The following is a 6,415-nucleotide window of genomic DNA, read 5'->3' on the forward strand; positions in this document are numbered from 1 at the left end:
GGCGCGGGGTGCCCGGCGGATCAGCGGCGACGGGCGGGGATCAGGCGATAGGACGCGAGATCGTCGTCGGTCAGTCGCAGCCCGGCGCCATAGAGAGGCGAGACCGGAGCCGGCGTGATCGACGCATCGCCGTAGTCACGCAGGATGCGCGCGACGTAGCCCCTGGTCTCGGCGTACGGTGGGATCTGGTTGCCGTGCCGCATGACGGCGCCCTCACCCGCGTTGTACGCCGCAAGCGCCAGCGGCACGCTGTCGAAGCGGTCGAGCAGCAGCCGCAGGTAGGCCGTTCCGGCACTGACATTGCTTTCCGGATGCTCGCGGTCCACGACACCGAAGCGCCGCGCCGTGGCTGGCATCAGTTGCATCAGGCCGACAGCCCCCTTCGGCGACACGGCGTCGGGCCGGTAGGCCGATTCGGCGCGGATCACGGCGTGCACCAGGCCGGGATCGACGCCGTTGGCGCGTGCCTGACGTTCGATCAGCGGTGCGAACGGGCTCGCCACACCCGGCCGCCGCGCTGCGCCACTGCCCGCACGCCGGCCCTCGCTGTTCTGCAGTACGTACTCGGAACGTTGAATGCTCAACCGGAACGGGCTCGGCCCGTTCGCCGGTCTGGCCGGCACGGCCTGGTGTCGCACTTCGGCGGGCGGCGCCGCGACTGCAGCCGGCGCGGCGAGCAGCGCCGCGCAGCAGAGCGCTGGCAGCCGCCGGCGCCGACCGTCAATACGCACCGGCGTCCCTGAAGACAAGGGCAGCGGTGCGAAAGATGATGTACAGGTCGAGCTTCAGCGACCAGTTGCGCAGGTACTCGAGGTCGTAAGCGACGCGGCCTTCCATCTTGTCGAGCGTCTGCGTCTCGCCGCGATAGCCGTTGACCTGCGCCCAGCCGGTGATTCCCGGCTTCACCTTGTGGCGCACCATGTAACCCTTGATCAGCTTGCGATAGGTCTCGTTGTGCGCGACCGCGTGCGGCCGTGGTCCGACGATGCTCATCCTGCCCTGCAGAACGTTGATGAACTGCGGCAACTCGTCGAGCGAGGTCTTGCGCAGGATCGCTCCGGCGCGCGTCACGCGGCTGTCGCCCCGGCACGCCTGCGCGACCAGAGGCCCGTCCTCGCAGACCGACATCGAGCGGAACTTGTAGACGATGATCTCCTTGCCGTCGAGGCCGTAGCGGCGCTGCCTGAAGATCACCGACCCTGGCGAGTCAAGCCGGACCATCGTCGCGACCAGCAGCAGCAGCGGCGCGATCAGCGTCAGGATCAGCAGCGAGAGCACGATGTCGGCCGCCCGTTTGATCGTCCCGTTGAGACCGGTGAACGGCGTGTCACAGACGGCGAGAACAGGCACCCGGCCGACCGCGTCCATCCGTGCCTGCACGAGTTCGGTGACGAAGACGTCGGGGACGAAGTACACCGAGGCGGTCGTGTCGGTCAGCGAGTCGAGCAATGAGACGATCCGCGGCTGACTGGCCATCGGCACTGCCAGGTAAATGATCTCGATCGCGTTTCGCCGTGCAAACTCGGCCACCTCGCCAAAGTCTCCCTTGATCAACTGTGCGTCGACGTCCAAGCGGTCGGCGCTCCGGTCATCGAAGTAGCCGAGCATGCGGATGCCGAGCAGCGGGTGGCGGTCGATCTCCGCAGCCAGGTGCCGGCCGAGCTCGTTGCAGCCGACGATCACGCTGCGTTTCGGATGACTGCCGGCGACCAATGCCGGCAGGAGCCTGCGCAACAGCAGATGGCCCGCGAGCTGCAGCAGTGGCGTGATCCACAGCAGGCCGACGATCAACTGTGACGGAAAGAGCCGGTAGAGACCAGTCGCCCAGCCAAAGAAGAGTAGCAGCGTCACGACGCCGGCCCAACTGAGCAGTACGTCGAGGACGGTGCCGCGCAGCGTTCGCTGGATCAGGCTCTTGCCGGGAAAGCTCAACGAGAACAGCAGGATGCCGAGAATGATGTAGTAGTTGTACTGCTCTTCTCCGTACCAGACCATCAACCCGAAAAGGCTGACCAGCTGCGCCACTGGATCGACGAGCGACTCCGTCAGCTGGACGATCGGCCCCCCCACCCGATTCACCCCGAAAAACGGTCGCTTGCTCGCCATGCCTGTCGCTCCATTGTTGTCTTCCAGTCGGAGCGAGGCTCGTCGTTCCCGCCACCGGCACCGCGCACCCGGCGGCACCGCGCGCCGCCCATATGCTCGTCATGCAAGGATTCTAGCGAAGGCATTGCGCCGTACCGTGACCTAGTTCTCGGCGCACCGTTCGGCGGCATGGCAAGCTTCGCCCAGCTGCCATTGGACGCAGCTGGCACCACTTGCCGCGGCACAGCCGGGAGCTTTCCCGGGCGCGTGCTGCCAAGTGGTCAATCGGATCAACACACCACGATGACTGCGACTTCATCCGAACACAACCGGACCGCCGCGGAGCTTCTGGCGACGATGCGGGCTTCCTTGTCGATAGAGAGTCACCTCAAGCTGCTGCTCTGGCTGCAAGGCGACGTGCAGCGCCTGCTTCCCCACCAGGCGCTGATTTCGTTCAGCCTGGGTGCCGACCATCCTGCTTTCGACTACGACGTCGTCTCGCTGCTGCCGGGAGTCCGCACGCGCGAACTGCCGCCACGCCCGATGCACGGCATCGCCGCCAGCCTGCACCAGCGGTGGACGGCACTCGGCGGCCGGGTGGTCGTGGGATCGTGCGAGCAGTTCATCGGTGCAGACAGCGGCGCGCCGGCATCGCTCGGGGCGATCTCCGAAATGCGGCACGTTCTCTTCCACAGCATTCCCGACAACCGCCTTCGGGCCGATCATCTGTACGTCATGATGCGTGCCCGCAGCGGCTTCGGCGAGGACGAGACGCACCTCTTCGAACTGCTGCTGCCCTACCTCGACGCGGCCCTCAGCCGGATCGAGCGCCTGCCCGCCCCATCGGCGATCGCCGCCGACCCCGTCTTCCTGCTCAATGCCGCTGCAGCCGGCGGTCTCAGTGGGCGAGAACGCGAGATCCTCGAGTGGGTTCGCCAGGGCAAGACGAACATCGAGATCGGGATGATCCTCGGCATCAGCAGCTTCACGGTAAAGAACCATCTCAAGCGAATCTTCCAGAAGATCAACGTCAGCAATCGCGCGCAGGCCGTCGGCAAACTGGAATCGCTGCTCAGGACGGGACCCCGGACGGTGGTGTACGGTTGAGGCGCCGCTTCGCCGACGCGCCGTCCGTCAGCTCTGCCGGCGGCGCAGGATGGCGGCGACAGCCACGCCGCACAGCCCGGCCAGCCAGTCCGTCCAGCTCGCACTCCTGCCTGGCAGAAAGAGCTGATGCATCTCGTCGGCGGCCGAGATCAGCAAGGGCAGCGCCAGCGCAACCGCCAGGGGAAGATGCAACGCCCGGTCGAAGACGACGAACAACGCGCCGAAGAGCAGCGCGTGCGCCAGCTTGTCCCAGGGCGGCGGCACGAGGCCGACGGCAAAGGGCTGCGCGCCGAGGACGAACAGGCTCGCCGTTCCAACGATGGCCAGAGTGAGCAGGACCCAGCTACGGACAGGCTGCACGTCTGCCTCCTGGCATTGGCACTGCGGTGTCACCCGATCGGGTCACGCCTCTGTCGGGTGATCGTGCCGGCCATCCCCGCGCGACGGTAGCGGCCCAATCCCGATTCCTCGTCAAGACGGGCAGACGGAACAAGGGCCTCGTCGAGTTGACGGGGCCCCCGCGCTGGTCCGTGAAGCGCCGCTGCCTCGCCGCGCGTGCGCGGCAGGGCAACTCCAGAGAGGCTAGTTTGCCGCGGACCGACGACGACGGGCGATCGCTCCGACCAAGCCCAGACCGGCGAGCATCATCGCATAGGACTCGGGCTCCGGAACCGGCGTGGTGACGAGGAAGTCCTGCTTGGTTGGATGGAACAGCTGATTGGTCGTATGGGTGATCGGTGTGCTCATGACGATGCTCCAGTCCCAGCTGTTCAGCGCCGCCTGGGTGGTGGCGTTGCCCGAGCTGGCCTTGAAGGCACCCGAACTAAAGTCGTACACGCCATCCGTCTGGTAGACGACTTCCCAGACTGCGGCCTGAAAGACCACCGAGTTGGTCGTGTTGGTTGGGAGACCAAGGAGCTGCCCGTAGGACATCAGCTTGTTCAGACCCTGATAGACGGTGGAGCCCCAGGCCGACAGCCCATTGACGATCGTATAGTTTTGCGGGTCGTTGAAGCTGAACGTCTCTGAGAGTTGGGTACAGAAGGTCCGGAAAGAATTCCCATCGAGCGTGCCCAGAAACTGCCCGGCGGTGACATTTTTGGTCGTGCTGGGATAGGTGACGGTCAATGTCTGCGAGCCATGGCTGAAGCCGGTAAGATTCACCGTGTTGGCCAGTGCCGGATTTGCCAGCGCCGTGGCCAGCGTGGCTGCGGCCAGAGCCCTGGCCAGTGGGAGGATTTTCATGGTTGGTTCCCTTTCTTTATTGAGGCAATTATGAAATGACAGGCCAGGGACATCTGGCGGTTTCCCTGCCCTGTCCGCGGCAGTTCCCAATTTAATTGCCAGGCGCTTTCCGGACAATGGCTCAACCGGGCCAGAGCAGATTTTCGGGAGATGACCCCGTTTGCTCGTAAGTGTCGAATATAAAATGCCTTGCGTGAACCACGCCGTGGCTCGGGCGAGTGGACCGTGCAATACATCACGCGCGACGACAAAGGTCATTGGCCCATCCGGACTAGTCGCCAGGCGTCGCACCCATTGCGCCGATCAGCTCCCATCGTCTCGATATATTGAGGATTCCTGCAATTGTTCCTGGCTTTCATCTGGAAAGGTGATTGACGTCGCTGATGCGGATCATGGTCCGGCCAGCTCAATGGAAGCCCGTTGAATCGTCCAGAGAAGCCTGGCTCGCCCAAATGGGTCTTGCCAATAGGCCAGTCGGGCCATTGTTTGCAGAAGAGGCAGCGGGTACTGTCGCGATGGCGTAAATACGTCGCAAGCTTGACATTATGGCAAGAGATCTCCCTGATTTATGCCAGAAGTCTGCCCCTGTTCAACAATACTTTGGAGAAGGAACATGAAAATCAGAGCAATCAGCGGGGCCATGCTCGCTGCACTCAGCCTTGCCGCGCTGCCGGCGGTCGCTGCCAGTAACAGCCTGACCTTTCAGGGAGTCACTTTCAATACCGATGCGCTCGACGCGGATACCCAGAAGCTGGAGATCCTCAATGCGACCAGCGCGACCGGCAACTGGGCCGGCGTCAACTGGCTCAAGGCCTTCGAGATCAAGGATATCGGCAACGTCACCGCGGCAAGCATCGTCAGCGGCCCGGGTTCGTTCGCCGCGGACGTCACGCAAGGCCTGAGCGCCAACGTCGGCTGCACGACGGGTAGCACCAACGGCGCGTGCTTCACCGGTTCGCCGATAGCGTTGACCTCGGCAATGACCTGGGTGATCGACTTCACCGGTACCGGCCTGAATTTCGCCACGCCGCACCTGAAGGTGCAGTTCCTGAAGACTGCCGGCCAGGACAAAGCGACCGGCGATCTGCTGTCGCGGGAAATTCCGCCGATTCCGGAGCCCGAAACCTACGCGATGATGCTCGCCGGAATGGGTCTCGTCGGCTTCATCGCTCGCCGGCGCCGGGCGGAACAGGGGAAGGCCTGACTCCATCGTAAGCGTCCAGTCGGCCCACCTACCAATCCCGTGCCAGTTGCCGCACCCTCTCGAGGTTTTCACGGGAGAGCGCGATGGGCAAGGCTGGCGAAGTGGCAGCGTACTGGCAAGGGCATGTAGCAGGTTGGCGCGCGAGTGGCGAGAGCCAGAAGGCCTATTGTGCGCGGAACGGGCTGAAGGCTGGATCGCTGAGTTACTGGCACCGGCGTTTGGCGAAGGAGAGCGGAACGGTCGTTGCCGCCGTGCCGGTGACTCTCGTTCCCGCGACGATAGCGCCGGTTCCGCCCCATTCGGGGCCAAGCCTGTCGTTGAGCATGCCTGGCGGCTGGCGACTCGAATTCGCGGCGCTTCCGGCAGCCGACTGGCTGCGTGCGCTGTGCGCAGAGCGCCGATGACGGTTCCGCCCGGGCCCACGCCGGAGCGCATCTGGCTGGCGGTCGAAGCGGTCGATATGCGCTCGGGCATCGATGGCCTGTCGGCCCGCATCCAGGCCAGCCTCGGGCGCACCCCCTGTGACGGTACCGCCTATGCCTTCACCAACCGGCGCCGGAACCGGCTCAAGCTCCTGGTCTGGGACGGCACCGGGGTCTGGCTGTCGCAACGCCGGCTGCACCGCGGCGCCTTCACTTGGCCCAGCGCCAGTGACCCCGTTTTTGCCCTTTCGGCAGCGCAATGGCGCTGGCTCGTCGCCGGCGTCGACTGGCAGCGCCGTGCGGTGGTTCCGGTCGTCTGGACAGCCACCGGGGTCGAATAAGCTAAGGCCGG

The 6,415-nt window shown here is 64.8% G+C and carries 7 protein-coding genes; 3 read left to right on the forward strand and 4 right to left on the reverse strand.

Annotation, left to right across the window (positions count from 1 at the left end):
• Nucleotides 1–20: 20 nt before the first annotated feature.
• Nucleotides 21–584: a lytic transglycosylase domain-containing protein gene (locus NFW30_RS06530; protein WP_295354848.1), complete on the reverse strand. Its 564-nt coding sequence runs from the start codon at nucleotides 582–584 to the stop codon at nucleotides 21–23.
• A 136-nt stretch (nucleotides 585–720) separates the two neighbouring features.
• On the reverse strand, nucleotides 721–2,106 hold the full coding sequence (locus NFW30_RS06535; RefSeq protein ID WP_295354845.1) for an undecaprenyl-phosphate glucose phosphotransferase: 1,386 nt from the start codon (nucleotides 2,104–2,106) through the stop codon (nucleotides 721–723).
• Between the two features lie 282 nt (nucleotides 2,107–2,388).
• On the opposite strand from NFW30_RS06535, the gene epsA reads away from it, so the two are divergent.
• Nucleotides 2,389–3,192, forward strand: a complete 804-nt coding sequence (epsA, locus tag NFW30_RS06540; protein WP_295354843.1) for an XrtB/PEP-CTERM-associated transcriptional regulator EpsA — start codon at nucleotides 2,389–2,391, stop codon at nucleotides 3,190–3,192.
• Nucleotides 3,193–3,219: 27 nt separating this feature from the next.
• Here epsA and NFW30_RS06545 read toward each other — a convergent pair whose 3' ends face one another.
• Both NFW30_RS06545 and NFW30_RS06550 read right to left on the reverse strand, forming a co-directional pair.
• Nucleotides 3,220–3,552, reverse strand: coding sequence for a VanZ family protein (locus tag NFW30_RS06545; RefSeq protein WP_295354840.1), 333 nt, complete (start codon nucleotides 3,550–3,552; stop codon nucleotides 3,220–3,222).
• Between the two features lie 222 nt (nucleotides 3,553–3,774).
• Nucleotides 3,775–4,437, reverse strand: coding sequence for a PEP-CTERM sorting domain-containing protein (locus tag NFW30_RS06550; RefSeq protein ID WP_295354837.1), 663 nt, complete (start codon nucleotides 4,435–4,437; stop codon nucleotides 3,775–3,777).
• Nucleotides 4,438–5,050: 613 nt separating this feature from the next.
• On the opposite strand from NFW30_RS06550, the gene NFW30_RS06555 reads away from it, so the two are divergent.
• Together NFW30_RS06555 and tnpB are read left to right on the forward strand one after the other, a co-directional pair.
• The gene (locus tag NFW30_RS06555; RefSeq protein ID WP_295354834.1) at nucleotides 5,051–5,641 is read left to right on the forward strand and encodes a PEP-CTERM sorting domain-containing protein; all 591 of its coding nucleotides are present in this window, start codon (nucleotides 5,051–5,053) and stop codon (nucleotides 5,639–5,641) included.
• 400 nt (nucleotides 5,642–6,041) lie between these two features.
• Entirely contained in the window at nucleotides 6,042–6,404 is a 363-nt protein-coding gene (tnpB, locus tag NFW30_RS06560; RefSeq protein ID WP_295371914.1) for an IS66 family insertion sequence element accessory protein TnpB, read from the forward strand.
• The last annotated feature ends 11 nt before the right edge of the window (nucleotides 6,405–6,415 follow it).

It is taken from the genome of Accumulibacter sp., from assembly GCF_023806635.1.
In the GTDB taxonomy this organism is placed as follows: domain Bacteria; phylum Pseudomonadota; class Gammaproteobacteria; order Burkholderiales; family Rhodocyclaceae; genus Accumulibacter.

Coding starts and splice junctions, on each gene's coding strand:
- NFW30_RS06535 (WP_295354845.1), bottom strand. CDS start 2,106: ATGGCGAGCAAGCGACCGTTTTTCGGGGTGAATCGGGTGGGGGGGCCG.
- epsA (WP_295354843.1), top strand. CDS start 2,389: ATGACTGCGACTTCATCCGAACACAACCGGACCGCCGCGGAGCTTCTG.
- NFW30_RS06550 (WP_295354837.1), bottom strand. CDS start 4,437: ATGAAAATCCTCCCACTGGCCAGGGCTCTGGCCGCAGCCACGCTGGCC.
- NFW30_RS06555 (WP_295354834.1), top strand. CDS start 5,051: ATGAAAATCAGAGCAATCAGCGGGGCCATGCTCGCTGCACTCAGCCTT.
- tnpB (WP_295371914.1), top strand. CDS start 6,042: ATGACGGTTCCGCCCGGGCCCACGCCGGAGCGCATCTGGCTGGCGGTC.